The following is an 18,477-nucleotide window of genomic DNA, read 5'->3' on the forward strand; positions in this document are numbered from 1 at the left end:
TACCAAGCACTTGCTAGGTAGCGTGTCAGGTAGGAGTCCAGTGACCGAACAACCGAGAACCATCCCATCAGCCCTCATCCGGGCCGCCGAGGAGTTCGGTGAGCGCGCGGCTATCGCCGATGGCGACACCCGACTGACCTTCGCACAGCTACATCAACGTGTCCGCGATTTCGCCGGCGCGCTGATCAACCGTGGGGTGAAGGCAGGCGATCGCGTCGTCATCTGGTCGCCCAACACGTACCACTGGGTGATCGCCCTGCTCGGCGCTCAATATGCCGGCGCGGCCATCATCCCGATCAACACTCGATACACCGGCACCGAAGCTCTCGACATCATCGAGCGCGTCGACGCCGCGGCCTTGGTGGTCGTCGGCACGTTCCTCAAGGCCGATCGCTATCAGCAGTTGCTCGACGCCAACCCGGACCTGTCGATCCCGACCGTCATCCAGGTACCGATCGACGGGGACGACGACCGTGACGGCGTCATCGAGTTCGAGGACTTCCTCGCGCTCGCCACCGACGCCGCCCGCACCGAAGCCGATGCGCGTGCTGCGAAGGTGCAGCCAGACGACGTCAGCGACATCCTCTTCACCTCCGGCACCACAGGACGCAGCAAGGGTGCGATCACCGCGCATCGTCAGTCCATCGCTGTCGCCAAGTCGTGGGGTGCATGCGCCGAGGTCACCGCCGACGACAACTTCCTCATCATCAGCCCGTTCTTCCACACCTTCGGGTACAAGGCCGGAATCCTGGTCTGCCTGCTGAACGGCGCGACGATCGTGCCGGTGTCCGTCTTCAACATCGACGACACCCTCGCGCTGGTCAACAGCGAAAAGATCAGCATCCTGCCCGGTGCCCCGACGATCTACCAGACCATTCTCGATCACCCCCGCCGCAGCGAATACGACCTGTCCTCGCTCCGCATCGCGATCACCGGCGCAGCACCCGTGCCGGTTGCTCTCGTCGAGCGCATGCAGGCAGAGCTTTTCGACGCCGTCCTCACGGCATACGGTCTGACCGAGGCAGTGGTCGCGACCATGTGCCGCACCGACGACGACCCGGTCACCGTCTCCACCAGTTCCGGCCGCGCGACAGCCGATTTCGAGGTCAAGATCGGTGACCAGGGTGAGATCCTGCTTCGTGGACCGAACGTCATGCTCGGATACCTCGACGACCCCGAATCCACCGCCAAGGCAATCGACGCCGACGGCTGGCTGCACACCGGAGACGTCGGAACCCTCGACGAGCGTGGCTATCTCGACATCACCGACCGTCTGAAAGACATGTACGTCAGCGGCGGATTCAACGTCTACCCGGCCGAGATCGAGGGCATGTTGGCTCGCCTGCCCGGCGTCCACGAGTCTGCTGCCATCGGCATCCCTGATCACCGAATGGGAGAGGTGGGCCGCGTATACATCGCCCAACTCGACGGTGCCGGCCTCACCGAAGAGTCGGTGATCGCTTTCCTCAAGGAGAAGATCGCAGGCTTCAAGGTGCCCCGCGAGGTGCGCTTCGTAGATCATCTGCCCCGTAACCCTTCGGGCAAGGTCCTCAAAACGGTTCTGCGCGAGGAACAATCATGACCGTTCCCTTCGAAGTCGACGTCGTGACCTACGAGGTTCGTGACTCGGTCGCCGTCGTGACCTTGAATCGACCCGACTACCGCAACGCCCAGAACTCGGTGGTCACGTACGCCCTCGACGCGGCATTCCAGCGCGCCGTCGAGGACGACGACGTGAAGGTGATCGTCCTGGCAGGCAACGGACCTCACTTCAGCGCCGGACACGACCTGGGAACTCCGGGACGCGACCATCACGTCGAGTACGAGAACAAGGCCACCATGTGGTGGGATCACGTCGACAAGCCAGGCGGTGACCAGCGTTTCGCCCGCGAGATGGAGGTCTATCTGGGCATGTGCCGCCGTTGGCGGGAGATCCCCAAGCCCACCATCGCGATGGTGCAAGGCGCCTGCATTGCCGGTGGGCTCATGCTCGCCTGGATCTGCGACATGATCGTCGCGGCCGACGACGCCTTCTTCTCCGATCCCGTTGTCCGCATGGGCATCCCCGGCGTCGAATACTTCGCGCACCCGTGGATGGTCGGTTCACGTTTCGCGAAGGAAATGCTCTTCACCGGCGATCGGTTCACCGCGCAACGCGCCTACGAAATCGGCATGGTCAATCGCGTCGTCGCCCGCAAGGATCTCGAGAAGGAGACGTTCGAGCTCGCCGGACGTATCGCCGAGATGCCGCGCTTCGGACTGGCTTTGACCAAAAAGGCCGTCAACCAGTGCGAGGATCAGATGGGGATGCGCAACGGCATCGACTCCGTCTTCGGTCTGCATCACTTCGCTCACGCTCACAACGCCGAGGTCGGCAAAGACTCGCTTGGTGGTCTCGACGCCAAAGCCATGGCTGCCAGTGCTCGCGCACCGCAGGAAGGAACAAACTAGTGGATCTCGTATTCGACGACGCCACAACCGCATTCCGTGACGAGGTCCGCTCGTTCCTGGAGGCGAATGTGCCCGCCACTCCCCTGAAGTCGATGGATACCGCCGAAGGCTTCGAAGAGCACCGTCAGTGGGAGCACACTCTCGCCGACGCCGGCTACGCCGTCGTCTCCTGGCCCAAGGAACTCGGCGGACGCGATGCGTCCCTGCTCGAATGGGTCATCTTCGAAGAGGAGTACTACCGCTCGGGCGCGCCCGGCCGCGTAAGCCAGAACGGCATCTTCTTGTTGGCTCCCACACTGTTCGAGCATGCAAATGCCGAGCAGTTGGCTCGCATCATGCCTCGCATGGCTCGTGCCGACGACATCTGGGCCCAGGCCTGGTCCGAGCCCGAATCCGGTTCCGACCTCGCGAGCCTGCGTTCGAGTGCGAAGAAGGTCGACGGGGGCTGGCTGCTCAACGGTCAGAAGACGTGGAGCTCACGCGCAAGCTACGCAGACTGGGGCTTCGGCTTGTTCCGCTCCGATCCGGATGCGCAGCGCCACAAGGGCATCACGTATTTCATGTTCGACCTGCGCTCGAAGGGCGTCACCGTTCGCCCGATCGATCAACTCGACGGCGAGCCCGGCTTCGCCGAGATCTTCCTCGAAGACGTCTTCGTGCCGGACGACCCGGCCAACCCTGGTGAGTCGGGTGTGATCGGCAACGTCAACGAAGGTTGGCGCGTCGCGATGAGCACCGCGAGCAACGAGCGTGGTCTCTCGCTGCGCAGCCCCGGCCGCTTCCTCGCCACCGTCGACCGACTGCTCGAGCTGTACAAGTCCAGCGGACGAACCGACGACAGCGCTCTGCGTAACCAGGTTGCCGACGCCTGGATCGGCGCTCGCGCCTACCAGCTCAACACATTCGGTACCGTCACCCGTCTCGCCGACGGTGGACAACTCGGCGCCGAGTCCTCGATCAACAAGGTCTTCTGGTCCGAGTGGGATATCGCCACCCACGAGACTGCTCTCGAACTGCAGGGCCCTGAAGCCGAGCTGGCCGACAACTGGATGGACGGATACCTGTTCTCCCTGTCCGGCCCGATCTACGCAGGCACCAACGAGATTCAGAAAAACGTCATCGCTGAGCGTCTGCTCGGCCTACCGAAGGCGGACCGATGAGATTCGCGCTCGACTCCTCCCACCAGGACTTCGCTGCAAGCATCGATGCACTGCTGACCAAGTCCGACATGCCCTCCGTCATCCGTTCGTGGAACGACGGTGACACCGAGCCGGGCAAGAAGCTCTGGCAGCGCCTTGCCGAGACCGGCGTCAACGGCCTCGTCATATCCGAAGAACACGACGGACTCGGCGCCGACGCCGTGGACCTGGTCGTTGCACTCGAACAGCTCGGTCGGCACGCAGTACCCGGACCGGTCGTCGAGACCATCGCAGTAGCACCGACGCTCCTGGCTTCCGTTGCACCGGAACGTCTCTCTGCTCTCGCCGAGGGTTCGCTGGCAACCGTCGCCGCTCCCCCGCGCACACCGTTCGCGCTCGACGCCAATGCGGTCGATCTGGTTCTACTCGCGCAGGACGGCACCGTCTCACTCGGCGTCCCTGGCGAAGCCAAGGCATCGGTGGATCTCTCCCGCAAGCTCTACGAGGTTTCCGCCGGCGAATCGCTGGGCTCCGCCGACTTCTCCGCAGCCTTCGACATGGGCGCTCTTGCCACTGCCGCGCAGTTGCAAGGTCTCGGCCAGACACTGCTCGAGGTCACCACCGAATACGCGAAGCAGCGCAAGCAGTTCGGCAAGGTCATCGGACAGTTCCAGGCAATGAAGCACCACCTGGCAGAAGTTGCCGTTTCGCTCGAAATGGCTCGCCCCCTGCTCCACGGTGCCGCTCTGTCGGTTCGCGATCAGTCGGCCGACGCCTCGCGTGACATTTCCGCCGCCAAGGTCGCGTGCGGGGATGCTGCTTACAAGGCCGCCCGCGTCGGACTCCAGGTTCACGGCGCCATCGGCTACACGATGGAACACGATCTCTCACTGTGGCTCACCAAGGTACGAGCATTGCTCACCGCCTGGGGCACACCGTCCGAGCATCGTGCGCGCGTCGTCGAAGCGCTGGTTGCATCATGAGCATCGACACCGAAGACCAGGCAGCACTACGTGCGTCGGTACGCGATCTCCTGAGCAAGCATTCCGACTCCGCTGCCGTCCGCGCTGCCATCACCACCGAGATCGGCTACGACGCCGCGTTGTGGAGCAAGCTGTGCGAGCAGATCGGCGTCGCCGCGCTGGCGATTCCGGAGGAGTTCGACGGCGTCGGAGCAGGTTTGGGCGAGGTACATGTGGTCCAGGAGGAACTGGGCCGCACGCTGACCCCCTCACCGATGCTGGGTTCGGCGATTCTTGCCGCACAGGCACTGCTGCTTTCCGGTGACAACGACGCATGCTCGCGACTGCTGCCCGGTGTCGCGTCCGGAGAGAGCACGCTCGCCCTGTGCTGGGCAGGGGCTGCGGGTTGGAGCACCTTCGGCGTCGAGGCAACCGAGGATGCGTTGACCGGCACGGCGTCGTACGTCCTCGACGGACACATTGCGGACACCCTGCTCGTTCTCACGGCCGATGGCTTCTACGAAGTGGATCCCGCGGCCGAGGGTGTCTCCCGCCGACGCGTCCCCACCATGGATCCGACGCGAACGCTGGCGGAGGTCACGTTCTCCGGTGTTCGTGGTCGGCCACTGGAGTGGTCCGAAGATCTGGTCGATCGCATTCGAACCGTCGTTCTGATCGCGTTGTCCGCTGAACAGGTCGGAGCGGCCGCAGCAATCGTCGAACAGACCGTGGAATACACCAAGTCGCGCAAGCAGTTCGGTCGCGCGATCGGTTCTTTCCAAGCCCTCAAGCACCGGATGGCCGACATGTACACGTTGGTCGAGACGGCGCGGTCGATGACGTACGCGGCCGTGGCGACGCAGTCGGCGGACGACGCGGCAGTGGCGAAGGTCTACTGCTCGGAAGCCTTGCAGCAGATCACCTCCGAAGCAGTTCAGTTGCACGGCGGAATCGCAATCACCTGGGAGCACGACGCTCAGCTGTACTTCAAGCGTGCACACGGCAGCGCTCAGCTCTTCGGACAGCCGAGCACCTACCTGCCGAGCCTCGCTCAGGCCGCGGGTCTCTAAGACACATCGGTGCTTGTTCGCTCGCAATCCCGGGCGAACAAGCACCGTCTCGTTCGGTGTCGAACAGACTTCAGCTCTCGGCAGGAGCGACCAACCCGTTCTCGGGTATTGACAGACTCGATGGTGAGACTTCCTGAAACTGCATGTTCCGCCTCAGTTCGATTGCAATCCGTTCCCGTGAGCTGGTCGAAAGCTGCTTTTCTATCAGCTTGTTCAGTCTCACCGGATCCGGTTCGAACCGTTCAGCTTCTTCACGCACTCGCCAAGTCGCTTTATCTCCAGGATCTGCGAAGGTAACTACCCCAATTCCGTGAGAATTGGCAACTGTGCGAACTTCCCGAAGCGGTCTCTTGAGTGCATCCGTGAGATACGTGGGGATGTGAAACGCGACAACGGCGTGTGTCGAGGCCCGACGATGCGCAAGCGCTTCGTACACCGCTGTGACATTGACTTGATCGAAAGGCTTCACCTCAACGGTTGTGGCCTCCAGAAAGACTCCAGGTACGTAGTCGAATCTACGTACCGAGATTGTCACAAGATCTGAGCGTGACCACGTACCGCCGGTGCTTCGCTTACCTTGATTAGCGACGTCGTCGACCGTCAGTGGTGCCACTCCGGATTTGCGGAGTGGAAGCTCCCGCAGCACATCGACCATCGGTGCGTAGAGGTTCAATTCTCGGATCCTGAACGGCACGGTCAGCGTCGTAACTGACGCGTCGGCGTCCTGGTCTTTCGTAGAGGATTCCCGAACCACGCTCCCACCCCGGCCGCCTGCTTTACGGACCAGGTTCTTGTCCACCAAAGAATTTGCAGCAGTTCGATACCGCTCTTTGCCGAAACTTGCCTTCTGCCTAAGTTTGCCGTTACCAAGGGTATCTCCGTTTGAAGAAAGCAATTCGAGCAGGAGAGCCTCGTCCAAAGTCAACTGCGGAAGCGACACTTGTTTCCCCGATTCTCGCGTTCAATGGGCCGACCTATTGCGACCGGTCTGAATGTATTCGACCAACTGCGCCTGAGTAAGCCAGTTGCAAGTAGCAGTCACCCACTGAGCGGAACATTCCGCTGTCTCGTACCCTCCGGTAGCGCAGAATCGGTCACCAGACAGCTGTCCATCTCACAGACCGGAGTTTTCTCGTGAATCGATTCGACGACAAGCGCGTCCTCATCAGCGGCGCAGGGTCCGGAATCGGCCAGGCCACCGTTGCCCGCATCCTGGCAGAAGGAGGCACCGTCGTCGCCGCCGACATTTCCGAGACCGGCCTCGAACAGACGCTGAACGCCGCGAAGGACGCCGGCCACTCCGATCGCCTCACCACGGTGAAGGTCGACATCTCCAGCGAAGAGTCTGTTCGCGAACAGGTCGGCGCTGCGATCAAGGCTCTGGGCGGGCTCGACGTGCTGGTCAATGCGGCGGGCATTCTGCGCTCCGCACACACCCACGAGATGACACTCGATTTCTGGAACACCGTCATCGGGGTCAACCTCACCGGAACGTTCCTCATGACGAGGGAATCCCTCCCGGCACTGCTCGAAAGCGGAGCAGGTGTCGTGGTCAACTTCAGTTCCACTTCGGCGACCTTCGCCCACCCGTACATGACGGCATATGCGGCGTCGAAGGGTGGAATCCAATCCTTCACGCACGCACTTGCTCTCGAGTACAGCAAGCAGGGTCTTCGCGCCGTAGCCGTCGCACCCGGCAGCATCGCGTCGGGCATGACGTCCGATCCCGGTTTCCCGGCCGACATCGACTTCACGCTGCTCGGCAAGCTGGCCCCGGCAATCGGTGAGGGTTTCGCGCCCCCGTCGGCGGTCGCCGGTGTGATCGCGATGCTCGCTTCCGAGGACGGCTCGTTTGTCACCGGAACGGAAATCCGCATCGACGGCGGCACGCATATGTGATCCCCTGCTGTGCGCCTTTATTAACCCCCGGCGGTTAATAAAGGCGCACAGCAGCGAGGCGGCATACTTGTCTAGCCGCCCGGAACCCGTCCGACGGTACGACGTGCGGTGGGGAGCCAGCGGTGAGCGAATCAACAGGCAGTACAAACCTCGAGCCCGTGCTGATCAGTCCTGTCGTCGGCGGAATGATTCGCACCTGGTCCGAGGACGAGACCCGCTTGTGGAGCGTCGACGATCCCGCCGCTCTCGGCACACTGCTTGGACGCGGCATCGTAGCTCGTACTGCTCTGCCGGACAACAAGTTCCGAGAAGTTGCGTTTCTGGATACCCAGACCCAGGCCCTCACTGTGCAGCCGCGCTTCACTTCCCCGGACAGCACTGCCCTCGCCGCACCGTTCAAGCTCACCGAGGCGTCGGCCCCGACCGGCGACGCTTGGGAAGATCTCGAATCGGTACTCGCGTCCATCGCGATCTCCGCTGCTGGACGCGGCGAATTCTGGCTCGCGGAACTCGGCGGGTGGGATTCTCCGCACGAGCCGAACTGCCTCTTCACGACCGTCGACGAATCGGGCCTGGCCAACGCAGTCATGGAGGCAAACCCCGCACCCGTGGGCACAGGCGTCTGGCCGGAGGTTCCGAGCGACCAAACCGGCGTTTCGGTGTCGGCACCAGCCTCACAGGACACCATCGAGGCTGCCGGAATCTTCGCGGTTTCAGCGATCGAGACGTGGGGCGTCACACCGTGGGACATCAACCTCACCTTCGGCAAACTGGTCGATTTCGCCTGATCAACGGCGCCGACACGCGGCGGTGAGTTGTACGTCTCCTCTCAGCCGACGGCTCACGGTTCGTCACAACACGCCCGATGGCCACGACATCGACCCCCTCGATGGGCATACTGAGGGAACTGGGGTTACTCCCGGTCACAAATACCCGTGGATCCGCGTCGGGGCGGGTGCGGTCCGACAACACGCGAGCAGCCACAGACACTGGCGGCTCCGAAAGGTTCAATCATGGCAACCGACCAATTACAGACGGTTGTATTGCACGGCGACCAGCTCAAATACGTCGACCAAGGCAGTGGCCCCGTCGTGGTGCTCATTCACGGCCTGCTGGGCGCGCACTCCAACTGGGAACCGCAGATCGAGACGCTCTCGCGTCATTACCGCGTGATCGCCCCTGATCTCTTCGGACACGGTGCGTCGGACAAGCCTGCCGGCGACTATTCACTCAGTGCTCACGCCGCCACTGTGCGTGACCTCCTCGAAGCCCTCGACATTCCGTCGGCCACCCTGGTCGGACACTCCCTCGGTGGTGGGATCGCGATGCAGACGCTGTATCTGTTCCCCGACCGGGTGGAGCGGCTGTGCCTGGTGGCCAGCGGTGGACTCGGGCCCGAGGTGAGCCCACTCCTGCGCGCGGCGACACTGCCCGGCAGCGAACTGGTACTTCCCGTCCTCGCGTCGAGGACGCTGACCGACGTGACCGACAAAGCGCTCGGACTTTTCAACAAGATCGGCCTGTTCAAGCTCGGTGCCAGCGCAAGCGAGGCCCGTAAGAGCTTCGCTTCGGTATCGGACGCGTCGACACGTCAGGCATTTCTGGCGACGGCACGATCGGTCATCAATTACAACGGTCAAACCGTCAATGCCACTCCGCATTTCGCCAACTTCAAGAATCTGCAGGCACTACTGGTGTGGGGTGAGGAAGACACCATCATCCCCAACGCCCACACCGAGAACGCTCGCGCCGAACTACCGCTGGGGCGGGTGGAGATCTTCAAGCGAGCCGGACATTTCCCGCACCTTGACTACCCGGATCGCTTCGACCGCGTCTTCTCCGAATTCATGACGGACTGCGGAGTCGGTATCGGCACCGGACCCAAGGCCGTCAGCAGCTGAACTAGCGCCCCGCAACCAACTCTTCGAGGTAGCTCGCCACGCCGTCCTCGTCGTTCGTGGGCAAAATTCGGTCGGCGAGCTCGATGACCTCGGTTCTCGCGTTGGCCGGCGCCAGAGCCGTTCCAGCCCAGGTCAGCATGGCAACGTCGTTGAAGGCGTCACCGGCTGCGGCCACTTCCGACGCGTCGATGCCGTCGATCGCGCACAACTGCGCGAGAGCGCTGGCCTTCGAGACGCCCGCTGCAGCCATTTCCATGTACGGGGCGCCGGAGTGGGTCAACTCCACGCCCTCGATGCCCGCAGCGACGGCTGTTCGGTACAGGTCGGCGCTGGAAACCTCCGCATGCCGGGCCACGATCTTGACCATCGGCTCGACATCGAGCGGCAAGGTGTCGGCCAGCACCATCTCGTGCAGGTGCCGGTGATGGTCCGCGAACTCGCACATAGCGGCGTACTCCGGCTCAGCAAAGAATTGGGTGGGTCCGACGTTCGCGAACACGACGCCCGGAACCAGCGCCCGAACTTGCTCCATAGCCGTTGCAGCCAAGGACATTTCGATCGAGACGGTGTCGACGATCTCCGGCGTCCCGTCGGCGAGGTCGAGAATCACAGCTCCGTTGGCACACACAGCTTTACCGCGAAATCCGCACGAGTTCGCCAATGTGTGTACCGAATGCCGGGCGCGGGCCGTCGCCCACACAACTTCGATTCCGGCGAGCCGCGCGTTCTCCATGGCCTGCGCGGTGCGCGCCGAAATCGTTCGGTCGGAGCGCAGCAGGGTGCCGTCGAGGTCGGTTGCGAAGATACGAATGCGGGTCACCAGACAATGATGGCAGTCCGTTCGCAGCCCTCACCAACTACGTGACACGGACCGTTGCTCTGTCAATTACCTGACTGGGTCTCGAGAAGGTGCCGACGCATCTCGCCGAAGACCACACCGAGCCGCTCGACATCTCGCGGGCTCAGCAGATCGAACATGCCCTCCCGCACTGCGGCTACGTGCGCCGGGCTTGCCGACGCCAGTTTGTCGGCACCCGAGTCGGTCAGCTCCGCATTGGCGCCCCTCTTGTCGTCGACACACTCAACCCGGCGCACCCACCCTGCGCCGACCAATCGATTTACGGCCCTGGTCACACCACTTCGGGTAGCCATCACAGCGTCGGCGAGCTCACTCATGCGCAGTTGCCGGCCGGGCGCTTCGGCGAGAGCGACCAGCAGTTCGAAATCGGTGAAGGAAATGTCGGAGTCTCGCACCAACTGCTGATCGAGAACACGCTGGAGCAGTCGGGTCGAGTCCAGGTAAGCCCGCCAGGCCGTTTGCTCCGAGTCGCTCAACCACCGCGTCGATTCCATGACAGCAGCATATCCGAAGTAGTTGACAACGAAATCAAATGATCTATTCTCAATGTAGTTGATCAGTCAACTACCTGTTCGAAGAGAAGGTTCAACCGAGAGGCGGGCGCCATGAGCGACAACAACGCAGTGCAGTTCGACAACGCAGTGCAGTTCGAGGAACGCCGGGCCGAGATCAGGGATCGACATCTGCTCCCCTCCGACAAACGACCCGCATCGACCGCACGCGGCCTGCACCATACGGCCCTGATCAGCAGTGACGTCGAACGAACCGTGAAGTTCTACCAGGATCTCCTCGGATTCCCACTCACCGAGTTGATCGAGAACCGTGACTATCCCGGGTCGTCGCACTTCTTCTTCGACATCGGCAATGGCAACCTTCTGGCCTTCTTCGACTTCCCGGGTCTCGACGTGGGCCCGTACCAAGAAGTACTCGGCGGCCTCCACCACATCGCGATCAGCGTCGAACCTGCCAAGTGGGCGAAGCTGCGCACCCAACTGACCGAGGCCGGCGTCGAACTGATCGAGCACAGCGAGGTCTCGTTGTACTTCCGCGATCCCGACGGCGCTCGACTCGAGCTGATCGCCGACCCCCTCGGCGAGATGTACGGCAATCACGTCCTCTGAAAACTTGCTCTCCCCCACACCATTCGGAAGGCACACCATGACCTCCACTCTGTCGCAGCCGAACCTCGATATCCGTCGATCCGAGGATCGCTTCAAGTCCAATGCCGGCTGGCTGGACTCGAAGCACTCGTTCTCGTTCAGCAATCACTACGACCCGAAGAACACTCACCACGGTCTTCTCCTGGTCAACAACGACGACATTGTCACGCCCGGAATGGGATTCGACACCCACCCGCACCAGGACATGGAGATCGTCACCTGGGTACTGAGAGGTTCTCTCGTACATCAGGATTCGATGGGGCATTCGGGCGTCATCTACCCCGGTCTTGCCCAGCGGATGAGCGCTGGAACGGGAATCCTGCATTCGGAGAAGAACGATTCGTGGCGACTCGGTGACGTGGCGGGCGCGCATTCCGACAAGCACAGCGATCCGGTTCACTTCATCCAGATGTGGGTCGTCCCCGACGAAGCCGGGATCACACCCGGTTACGAGCAGTTGGAGATCGACGCCGAATTGCTTGCCGGTGGGTTGGTTCCGGTCGCCTCGGGTATGGACGCGTACGCCGATCACTCGGCAATCCGGATCAAGAACAAGTACGCCGCGATGCACGTTGCGCGTCTGCAACCCGGACAACCTGTGACCCTGCCGGACGCACCGTTCCTGCATGTTTTTGTCGCCGACGGTCAGGCCGCCATGGAAGGCGTCGGAGTGCTCGAACAGGGTGACGCGGTACGAGTATCCGGCGGTGGAGGTCAGCAGCTCAGCTCCGATACCGGGGCAGAGGTCATCGTCTGGGAAATGCACGCCACCGTTTCGCAGGGATGACATGAAGCCCTTCTCGTACGACGCTTCACCGGCTCGAATTGTCTTCGGCCAAGGGACGATCGATACGATCGCCGAAGAAGTGCGGCGGCGCGGCCGTAGCCGAGTGATGGTGCTGGCAAGTCGTCGACTCGACGCGGTTGCCGCCGCCGTGACCGAATCTCTCGGCGACATGGCGGTGGTCCGCTTCGACGGCGCTGTGATGCATACTCCGATCGAAGTCACGACAGCCGCGCTGAGACTTGCCGAGAACCATCACGTCGACACGGTCGTCGCGATCGGCGGCGGTTCGGCAACCGGGTTGTCCAAGGCACTGGCACTACGAGCGGGGTTCGATCAGATCGTCGTTCCGACAACGTACGCGGGATCAGAAGTCACTCCGGTGTTGGGTGAAACAGAGAACGGACGCAAGACAACTCGCTCCTCTCCCCACATCAGACCGGAAACCGTCATCTACGACGTCGACCTCACTCTCGATCTGCCGCTGGATACCACCGTCACCAGCGCCGTCAACGCGATGGCGCATGCGGTTGAAGCGTTGTACTCCATCGAGTCCAACCCGATCACGGACTCGATGGCGATCGAGGCGATCTCCGGGATCGCCCGTGCGCTGCCGAGCATTGTCGATGATCCGAAAAATCTGGAAGGTAGGGCCGAACTACTACAAGCGGCCTGGTTGGCCGGAACTTGCTTGGGCACAGTCGGTATGGGGCTTCATCACAAGTTGTGCCACACCGTCGGTGGCAGCTTCGGTTTGCCGCATGCTCCCACCCACACCGTTGTCCTCCCCCACGCGATGGCATTCAACGCGCCTGCTGTCCCGGATGTGATGTCGCGAATAGCGACTGCTCTGGGCGCATCCGATGCCGCTACCGGCGTTTTCGACCTCGTCACCGCGTGCGGCGGACCGACCACTCTGCGAGAACTGGGAATGAGTCACGATCAAATCGAAAATGCAGTCGAACTCGCCACCTCCGCCGCGTATCCGAACCCGCGTGAGATCACCCCGCCGGGCCTGAGCGAACTCCTCGAGAACGCCTGGTCCGGGCGTCGACCCGCCATCAGGTGAGAACTAATCAGGCAGTACCGCCTCGAGGCCTGACGTGTTCGAAGATCAGAATCGTCTCGGTCGCAGCAACCGCTGGATGTGCCGAGAGATTGTTGACGACGAAGTCACGCAACTGCGCCGAATCCGTCGTTGCGACGTGCAGCATGTAGTCGTCGACACCGGCAACGAAGTACACGTTGAGCACCGAGTCCAGCTTGGCGAAATCGTCGCCGAGCCGGTTGAGGTGCGACCGTGCGTTGGCCTGCAGTCGAACTGCGATCATCGCCTGCAGATCCATTCCGAGAGCGGCGGGGTCGATGTCCGCGTGAAATCCCCTGATCACGCCGTTGTCCACCAAGGCGCGCACACGGCCGAGGCATGTCGACGGCGCAATTCCCGCGATCGCGGCCAGCGCATTGTTCGGAATCCTCGCGTCTTTCGCCAGCTCTTCGAGCAGAACCCGGTCGACCTCGTCCAACTTCACGGCAGCCCGAACATGCTTCGGCGAGGCGGCCGTCTGAATACCGATTTTTGAACTTTCGCGCACCATGAATACAGACTAGAGAATTATCTTCACTTCTCTTCACTATCTGGCGACGAAACTTCATGCTTGGCACCTGCCATTCGAAGAAACAACAGACTCAGTTCGGAGCCGTGTCATGAAGGTCGGAATCCCCCGCGAAATCAAAAACCACGAGTACCGCGTGGCTATCAGCCCAGCAGGCGTCCACGAACTGGTCGGCCGAGGGCACGAGGTCGTCATCGAAACGGGCGCAGGCGTCGGCTCCTCGTTCAGTGACGAGGATTTCAAGGCCGCGGGCGCGCAGATCCTCGGGTCCGCCGATCAGGTCTGGACAGACGCAGATCTACTCCTGAAGGTCAAAGAACCTATTGCAGAAGAGTATTCGCGACTCCGTAAGGACCAGGTTCTCTTCACCTACCTGCACCTGGCGGCGTCGAAGGAATGCACCGACGCACTCCTGGCTTCGAAGACCACTTCCATCGCCTACGAAACCGTTGTCGGTTCCGACGGTTCACTGCCCCTTCTCGCACCGATGAGCGAAGTAGCCGGACGCCTTGCGCCGCAGGCCGGCGCCTACCACTTGATGCGTCACGGCGGCGGACGCGGAGTGCTGATGGGCGGCGTCCCCGGAGTGCGCCCCGCCAAGGTCGTGGTGATCGGTGCTGGCGTCTCCGGCAAGAACGCCATCGCCGTGGCCTACGGCATGCAGGCCGACGTCACCGTTCTCGATCTGTCGATCGCGCGCCTGCGGGAAATCGACGAGCTGTACCACGGCCAGGTCAAGACCATCACGTCCAACAGCCTCGAACTGGAACAGGCAGTACTCGACGCCGACCTCGTCATCGGCGCAGTGCTGGTCCCCGGGGCGAAGGCGCCGACTCTCGTCTCCAACAGCCTGGTGGCGCGCATGAAGCCGGGTTCTGTCCTGGTCGACATCGCCATCGACCAGGGCGGCTGCTTCGAGGATTCACACGCGACCACGCACGCCGATCCGACGTACCAGGTTCACGGTTCCGTCTTCTACTGCGTTGCGAACATGCCCGGAGCCGTCCCCCGTACGTCGACGTACGCGCTCACCAATGCGACGCTTCCGTACGTCGTCGCATTGGCAGACAAGGGGTGGAAGGACGCGGTCGCGACAGTTCCCGGCCTGGGGTCGGGACTGAGCACACACGACGGCCTGCTCCTGTCCGACAGTGTTGCAGCGGCGCATGGGTACTCGGCTACGACTCTCTGACCCAGGCGGCTCTGACCCAGGCAAGGAAAGCTCTAGATCGCTAGCCTTGATCCATGAGCAATCCTGACATCACGCTGAATTCCGGAACCACGATCCCGCAACTCGGCCTCGGAGTCTGGCAGGCCACCAACGACGAAACCGAGCATGCAGTGCGGTTCGCTCTCGACGACGCCGGCTACCGGCACATCGACACCGCTGCCGCTTATGGGAACGAAGAGGGCGTCGGACGAGGTATCGCCAACTCGTCCGTCGCGCGAGAGGACATATTCCTCACCACGAAGCTGTGGAATGCAGATCAGGGCTACGAGCCGGCGTTGAAGGCTTTCGACAGCAGCATCGACAAGCTGGGCGTCGATTACGTCGATCTGTATCTGATCCACTGGCCACTGCAGGACAACGACCGACTCCTCCGCACTTGGGACGCGCTCGAAAAGATCGCGGAATCGGGCCGCGCCAAGGCAATCGGGGTGTGCAACTTCGAGCCGCATCATCTGCAGCTTCTCGTCGATCGCGGCGGATTGTTGCCGGCAGTCGATCAAGTGGAACTGCATCCGCACCTCACGCAGCACGCGATCCGCGACAAGGCCGCCGAGCACGGGATCAAGGTCGAATCGTGGAGCCCACTCGGCGGTACCAGCAACGCGGGTTGGGGTAAGGCATCGAAGCCCAACACGCTGCTCACCGATCCGATCATCACCCGAATCGGTGACCGCCACAGCAAGACTGCCGCGCAGGTCCTGATCCGTTGGCACCTGCAGAACGGCCTGATCGTCATCCCGAAATCAGTGCATGACGCCCGGATCGCTCAGAACATCGACGTATTCGACTTCGAACTCACTGATCTCGATCTGAGCGAAATCGACACTCTCGACGACGGTACCCGCGTCGGCGCGCATCCCGATGAACTCAACATCGGTGCACCGAACTGATCAAGCCGCTCGTTTGGTGGGGCGAAGCGCATCGAATCCGTTTCGCCTCACCATGGTCCCGAGGGTTTTCCACCACGGCCGAGCCGGATCCGGCTCGTTACCGTCGCCCATTCGATGCAACTGATCGGTGTGCCACTGCAGGTCGAGTGCACCGTCGAGCATCGAGATGTCGGCAACCTTCCCCAACAACTTCCGCGCTCCGAACTCCACAGTCGGGACGATCAATCGTTCCCGATTCGATTCCAGGAGAACGGTTGCCGCGTCGGGAATCGTGATCGTCGGCCGGCCGAGGCCGATCACGTCGCAGGCGCCGGAAGCGAGTGCCTCGACCATCGCCGATCGCGAGCGGAAGCCGCCGGTGACCGCCAAGGGAATGTCGCCGGCAATCGCTCGAACCGTCTCGGCATACTCGAGGAAATATGCCTCTCGATCGCGAGTGCTCTGCTTCTGCGCTTTACCCATCATGGCCGGCGATTCATAACTGCCACCGCTGATCTCGATGAGATCGACCGACTCTTCGGTCAACGCGCGTACTACTTCTCGCGATTCGTCTTCCGAGAATCCGCCGCGCTGGAAATCAGCCGAGTTGAGTTTGACCGACACCGCGAATCCGGGAGCAACGGTCGAGCGTATGCGCCGAACGATTTCGATCAGAAAGCGTCGTCGACGCTCGGGATCTCCACCCCACTCGTCCGTCCGCTGATTGGTCAACGGCGAAAGGAACTGCGCAACAAGATAACCGTGGGCGGCATGTATCTGCACGCCTCCGAAGCCGGAGGACTCGGCGACGCGAGCGGTTTCCGCGAACTTGTCGATGATCTCTTCGATCTCAGCAGTCGAGAGTTCTCGCGGCGTCGCCATTCCCGGAATCTTCAGAGCAATCGCGCTCGGTGCGACCGGTCGACCTCTGCTGGCGATCGGGTTGGATTGCCGCCCTGGGTGGTTCAGCTGCATCCAGATCTCGGCGCCGCCGTTCTTGGCAGTCTTGGCCCAGGCAGTCAGCGCTTCGGCATCACGATCGTCGTCGACGACGACGTTGCCCGGTTCGGCGATCTGCGATCGATCGACCATGACATTGCCGGTGACGAGCAATCCGAACCCGCCACTGCCCCAACGGCCGTACAGCGTTTCCAAGCGGGTGGACGGTCCATGAGTCCGGTCCCCCAGAGCCTCACTGAGCGCAGCTTTCATCGTGCGATTCCGCAGTATCTGCCCACAGGGCAAAGTCAACGATTCTCCGAGTGTGGTCATGGATACCTCTCGCATGAAGGGAAGAAAGTCAATGGCGTGGCGCAGAACCGAAGTGCCGCTTGGTATCGCGCACGAAGCTCGAGAAGATCAGTGAGTTGACCGGTAGCCCGCCGCGCACCGCGAGCGACAGCTTCGGACGCGGCGAGAATGCAAAATTCCACTGCAGTCTCGAACCCACTGCGAGCTCGTCGACGCGGTAGTCCTCCGCGAAGGATTGGAACAGCGGAACATTGGACTGTTCGACGTAAAACGAGTGCCGACGCGTTTCGTCGTCCCAGGTGATGAACTTTTCGCGCATCTGCATCGCGCCACCGCCCACCTCCGCGATTCGGCGCGTGCCGACGCCGTAGGGGCGCGGCGAGGTGTAGTGCACTTTTGTGAGCAGTCGGCACCACGACAAAGGCTCGTCGGCGGTCAGACCGGCCCAGACGACATCAGGTTCGGCGGCGAGGTCGATCGAGTACGTGAAGATATGCGGTGCCGTGTCGAAGAAATCGACACCGACCGGTTCGAGGTCGAACCAATGTGTCATCGCCTACTCCTGCCTAATTAGCCGTTACATGAAGTTACGGATACTTGATGGCCGAAGTCAACCCCCGAAGGCTCAGCGGGACCAAGCCTCAGAACGAGAGAGCCCCTGCAGTGAAGCGATGACCTGTTCGAGCGGCTCGATACTTCGAGTCGTCTGGCACACCGCCACTGCACCTTCGACCGACGTGATCGTCAGGTTTGCCATCGACTTTGCTTGCACTGCAGGATAACCCGCAGTTTCGAGTTGCGATTCGATCAACTTCTGCCATCCCAGCATGACCTCAGCCGATACTTCCGCGACTTCTGGCTCACTGGCGCGTGCCAACCCGCCGGCAATCACCGGGCAGCCGATCGCGAAGTCCGAGCGCGTGAGATTGAGTCGCCAGATGTCTCCGACCGTTTCGATCACGTCGGCAGTGGAACCGGTGGCCGCAGCCGAGCTGATTCGTCTGGTGATGATCGCACCAGCCGCGCGCACAGCTTCGACCATCAGCTCGGTCTTGCCGCCGGGGAAGTGATGGTAAATCGACCCACGGGGCGCGCCGCTGTGCTTGATGACGTCGCTGAAGGATGTCGCATCGACACCGTTGCGGCTGATCAGTTCGACCGCACTACGAATCATGCGATCACGTGAGCTCAGCTCTGCCATGTCACAGATCCTTCGGCCGTCGGTACACCTGTCAACTCATACGCTACGTTATGTATGACGACCTACATAGTGATGGGATGAAAC

At 62.0% G+C, this 18,477-nt stretch carries 20 protein-coding genes; 13 read left to right on the forward strand and 7 right to left on the reverse strand.

The window, feature by feature from the left end:
• The first annotated feature begins 40 nt into the window (after positions 1 to 40).
• Genes CPI83_RS24800 through CPI83_RS24820 form a run of 5 tightly spaced genes read left to right on the forward strand, consistent with a single transcriptional unit; the run spans position 41 to position 5,622 of the window.
• Complete coding sequence (locus CPI83_RS24800) at positions 41 to 1,582, forward strand: FadD3 family acyl-CoA ligase (RefSeq protein WP_097387857.1); 1,542 nt, start codon at positions 41 to 43, stop codon at positions 1,580 to 1,582.
• Positions 1,579 to 2,451 (forward strand): enoyl-CoA hydratase, encoded by an 873-nt coding sequence (locus tag CPI83_RS24805; protein WP_080908941.1) that lies wholly within the window; start codon positions 1,579 to 1,581, stop codon positions 2,449 to 2,451. Before CPI83_RS24800 ends, CPI83_RS24805 begins: the two co-directional genes overlap by 4 nt.
• Positions 2,451 to 3,611, forward strand: coding sequence for an acyl-CoA dehydrogenase family protein (locus CPI83_RS24810; RefSeq protein ID WP_007734181.1), 1,161 nt, complete (start codon positions 2,451 to 2,453; stop codon positions 3,609 to 3,611). Before CPI83_RS24805 ends, CPI83_RS24810 begins: the two co-directional genes overlap by 1 nt.
• Positions 3,608 to 4,573, forward strand: coding sequence for an acyl-CoA dehydrogenase (locus CPI83_RS24815; protein WP_020906274.1), 966 nt, complete (start codon positions 3,608 to 3,610; stop codon positions 4,571 to 4,573). The genes CPI83_RS24810 and CPI83_RS24815 overlap by 4 nt, the downstream gene beginning before the upstream one ends.
• A complete protein-coding gene (locus CPI83_RS24820) occupies positions 4,570 to 5,622 on the forward strand; it encodes an acyl-CoA dehydrogenase family protein (RefSeq protein WP_046377953.1) in 1,053 nt (350 codons plus the stop codon). The genes CPI83_RS24815 and CPI83_RS24820 overlap by 4 nt, the downstream gene beginning before the upstream one ends.
• Before the next feature lie 70 nt (positions 5,623 to 5,692).
• Here CPI83_RS24820 and CPI83_RS24825 read toward each other — a convergent pair whose 3' ends face one another.
• On the reverse strand, positions 5,693 to 6,562 hold the full coding sequence (locus CPI83_RS24825) for a hypothetical protein (protein WP_157920625.1): 870 nt from the start codon (positions 6,560 to 6,562) through the stop codon (positions 5,693 to 5,695).
• Positions 6,563 to 6,756: 194 nt separating this feature from the next.
• Here CPI83_RS24825 and CPI83_RS24830 point away from each other — a divergent pair, with 194 nt between their 5' ends.
• From CPI83_RS24830 to CPI83_RS24840, 3 genes are all read left to right on the forward strand, one after another.
• Positions 6,757 to 7,521, forward strand: coding sequence for an SDR family NAD(P)-dependent oxidoreductase (locus CPI83_RS24830; protein WP_003945543.1), 765 nt, complete (start codon positions 6,757 to 6,759; stop codon positions 7,519 to 7,521).
• Positions 7,522 to 7,643: 122 nt separating this feature from the next.
• Complete coding sequence (locus CPI83_RS24835) at positions 7,644 to 8,309, forward strand: hypothetical protein (protein WP_097387859.1); 666 nt, start codon at positions 7,644 to 7,646, stop codon at positions 8,307 to 8,309.
• A gap of 225 nt (positions 8,310 to 8,534) precedes the next feature.
• Positions 8,535 to 9,422: an alpha/beta fold hydrolase gene (locus CPI83_RS24840; RefSeq protein ID WP_003945464.1), complete on the forward strand. Its 888-nt coding sequence runs from the start codon at positions 8,535 to 8,537 to the stop codon at positions 9,420 to 9,422.
• Position 9,423: 1 nt separating this feature from the next.
• Here CPI83_RS24840 and CPI83_RS24845 read toward each other — a convergent pair whose 3' ends face one another.
• Together CPI83_RS24845 and CPI83_RS24850 are read right to left on the reverse strand one after the other, a co-directional pair.
• On the reverse strand, positions 9,424 to 10,242 hold the full coding sequence (locus tag CPI83_RS24845) for a Cof-type HAD-IIB family hydrolase (protein WP_097387860.1): 819 nt from the start codon (positions 10,240 to 10,242) through the stop codon (positions 9,424 to 9,426).
• A 62-nt stretch (positions 10,243 to 10,304) separates the two neighbouring features.
• Positions 10,305 to 10,775 (reverse strand): MarR family transcriptional regulator, encoded by a 471-nt coding sequence (locus tag CPI83_RS24850; RefSeq protein WP_097387861.1) that lies wholly within the window; start codon positions 10,773 to 10,775, stop codon positions 10,305 to 10,307.
• Between the two features lie 111 nt (positions 10,776 to 10,886).
• On the opposite strand from CPI83_RS24850, the gene CPI83_RS24855 reads away from it, so the two are divergent.
• The 3 genes from CPI83_RS24855 to CPI83_RS24865 are packed head-to-tail and all read left to right on the forward strand — an operon-like array spanning position 10,887 to position 13,294.
• A complete protein-coding gene (locus CPI83_RS24855; RefSeq protein WP_097387862.1) occupies positions 10,887 to 11,402 on the forward strand; it encodes a VOC family protein in 516 nt (171 codons plus the stop codon).
• A gap of 37 nt (positions 11,403 to 11,439) precedes the next feature.
• Complete coding sequence (locus CPI83_RS24860) at positions 11,440 to 12,228, forward strand: pirin-like bicupin family protein (RefSeq protein ID WP_042950829.1); 789 nt, start codon at positions 11,440 to 11,442, stop codon at positions 12,226 to 12,228.
• Between the two features lies 1 nt (position 12,229).
• Positions 12,230 to 13,294 (forward strand): maleylacetate reductase, encoded by a 1,065-nt coding sequence (locus tag CPI83_RS24865; RefSeq protein WP_097387863.1) that lies wholly within the window; start codon positions 12,230 to 12,232, stop codon positions 13,292 to 13,294.
• Positions 13,295 to 13,301: 7 nt separating this feature from the next.
• Here the strand turns inward: CPI83_RS24865 and CPI83_RS24870 are convergent, their stop codons facing one another.
• Positions 13,302 to 13,823, reverse strand: coding sequence for an Lrp/AsnC family transcriptional regulator (locus CPI83_RS24870; protein ID WP_019746936.1), 522 nt, complete (start codon positions 13,821 to 13,823; stop codon positions 13,302 to 13,304).
• A 109-nt stretch (positions 13,824 to 13,932) separates the two neighbouring features.
• Between CPI83_RS24870 and ald the strand changes: the two genes are divergently transcribed.
• Positions 13,933 to 15,033, forward strand: coding sequence for an alanine dehydrogenase (ald, locus tag CPI83_RS24875; protein WP_019746935.1), 1,101 nt, complete (start codon positions 13,933 to 13,935; stop codon positions 15,031 to 15,033).
• Positions 15,034 to 15,086: 53 nt separating this feature from the next.
• Positions 15,087 to 15,962 (forward strand): aldo/keto reductase, encoded by an 876-nt coding sequence (locus CPI83_RS24880; RefSeq protein ID WP_019746934.1) that lies wholly within the window; start codon positions 15,087 to 15,089, stop codon positions 15,960 to 15,962.
• On the opposite strand, the gene CPI83_RS24885 is transcribed toward CPI83_RS24880, so the two are convergent.
• The 3 genes from CPI83_RS24885 to CPI83_RS24895 all read right to left on the reverse strand — a co-directional run bounded on the left by CPI83_RS24885 (position 15,963) and on the right by CPI83_RS24895 (position 18,393).
• Complete coding sequence (locus CPI83_RS24885; protein ID WP_097387864.1) at positions 15,963 to 17,213, reverse strand: NADH:flavin oxidoreductase/NADH oxidase family protein; 1,251 nt, start codon at positions 17,211 to 17,213, stop codon at positions 15,963 to 15,965.
• Positions 17,214 to 17,241: 28 nt separating this feature from the next.
• Positions 17,242 to 17,745: an SRPBCC family protein gene (locus CPI83_RS24890; RefSeq protein WP_007734158.1), complete on the reverse strand. Its 504-nt coding sequence runs from the start codon at positions 17,743 to 17,745 to the stop codon at positions 17,242 to 17,244.
• A 72-nt stretch (positions 17,746 to 17,817) separates the two neighbouring features.
• The gene (locus tag CPI83_RS24895) at positions 17,818 to 18,393 is read right to left on the reverse strand and encodes a TetR/AcrR family transcriptional regulator (protein ID WP_097387865.1); all 576 of its coding nucleotides are present in this window, start codon (positions 18,391 to 18,393) and stop codon (positions 17,818 to 17,820) included.
• Positions 18,394 to 18,477: the final 84 nt, after the last annotated feature.

The sequence above is a fragment of the Rhodococcus sp. H-CA8f genome, assembly GCF_002501585.1.
Lineage (GTDB): Bacteria > Actinomycetota > Actinomycetes > Mycobacteriales > Mycobacteriaceae > Rhodococcus_F > Rhodococcus_F erythropolis.

Bases quoted from the DNA above. Each gene is read 5' to 3' on its own strand.
- CPI83_RS24850 (WP_097387861.1), bottom strand. From the start codon at position 10,775: ATGGAATCGACGCGGTGGTTGAGCGACTCGGAGCAAACGGCCTGGCGG.
- CPI83_RS24820 (WP_046377953.1), top strand. From the start codon at position 4,570: ATGAGCATCGACACCGAAGACCAGGCAGCACTACGTGCGTCGGTACGC.
- CPI83_RS24895 (WP_097387865.1), bottom strand. From the start codon at position 18,393: ATGGCAGAGCTGAGCTCACGTGATCGCATGATTCGTAGTGCGGTCGAA.
- CPI83_RS24885 (WP_097387864.1), bottom strand. From the start codon at position 17,213: ATGACCACACTCGGAGAATCGTTGACTTTGCCCTGTGGGCAGATACTG.
- ald (WP_019746935.1), top strand. From the start codon at position 13,933: ATGAAGGTCGGAATCCCCCGCGAAATCAAAAACCACGAGTACCGCGTG.
- CPI83_RS24815 (WP_020906274.1), top strand. From the start codon at position 3,608: ATGAGATTCGCGCTCGACTCCTCCCACCAGGACTTCGCTGCAAGCATC.
- CPI83_RS24855 (WP_097387862.1), top strand. From the start codon at position 10,887: ATGAGCGACAACAACGCAGTGCAGTTCGACAACGCAGTGCAGTTCGAG.
- CPI83_RS24880 (WP_019746934.1), top strand. From the start codon at position 15,087: ATGAGCAATCCTGACATCACGCTGAATTCCGGAACCACGATCCCGCAA.
- CPI83_RS24890 (WP_007734158.1), bottom strand. From the start codon at position 17,745: ATGACACATTGGTTCGACCTCGAACCGGTCGGTGTCGATTTCTTCGAC.
- CPI83_RS24805 (WP_080908941.1), top strand. From the start codon at position 1,579: ATGACCGTTCCCTTCGAAGTCGACGTCGTGACCTACGAGGTTCGTGAC.
- CPI83_RS24860 (WP_042950829.1), top strand. From the start codon at position 11,440: ATGACCTCCACTCTGTCGCAGCCGAACCTCGATATCCGTCGATCCGAG.
- CPI83_RS24865 (WP_097387863.1), top strand. From the start codon at position 12,230: ATGAAGCCCTTCTCGTACGACGCTTCACCGGCTCGAATTGTCTTCGGC.
- CPI83_RS24870 (WP_019746936.1), bottom strand. From the start codon at position 13,823: ATGGTGCGCGAAAGTTCAAAAATCGGTATTCAGACGGCCGCCTCGCCG.
- CPI83_RS24840 (WP_003945464.1), top strand. From the start codon at position 8,535: ATGGCAACCGACCAATTACAGACGGTTGTATTGCACGGCGACCAGCTC.